Annotated in this window: 1 protein-coding gene; it reads left to right on the top strand. The window is 71.7% G+C overall.

Translation table 11 applies throughout. From position 1 onward, the window contains the following. On the top strand, positions 1-364 hold a 364-nt coding region (locus tag AC1DYG_RS20845; RefSeq protein ID WP_477641729.1), incomplete at both ends, for a flavin reductase family protein.

The raw sequence follows: 364 nt of genomic DNA, 5'->3' as shown, positions 1-364 counted from the left end.
GCTCGGGCCATGGTCGCAGACACCCAGGTAGACACCCCGAAGTCCCTCACCCCCGAGCCGGCCGACATGCGGCGGGTCCTCGGCCAGTTCGCGAGCGGGGTCACCGTGGTCACCGGCCTCGACGACGACGGTCCCGTCGGATTCGCCTGCCAGTCCTTCGCGTCGGTCTCGCTGGACCCGCCGATGGTCCTGTTCTGCGCCGATCACCGCGGCGTCGCCTGGCCCCGGATCCGCCGGTCCGGACGGTTCACGGTGAATGTCCTCGCGGAGACCCAGGAGGAGATGTGCGGGCGGTTCGGCTCGAGCCGCGGGCGCAAGTTCGACGACCTCGACTGGGACCTGTCCCGCTGGGAGACCCCGGCGC

It is taken from the genome of Pedococcus sp. P1_H8 (assembly GCF_056405175.1).
The sequence above is the reverse complement of the archived record's forward strand: the minus strand, read 5'-3'. Positions and strand labels throughout refer to the sequence as shown.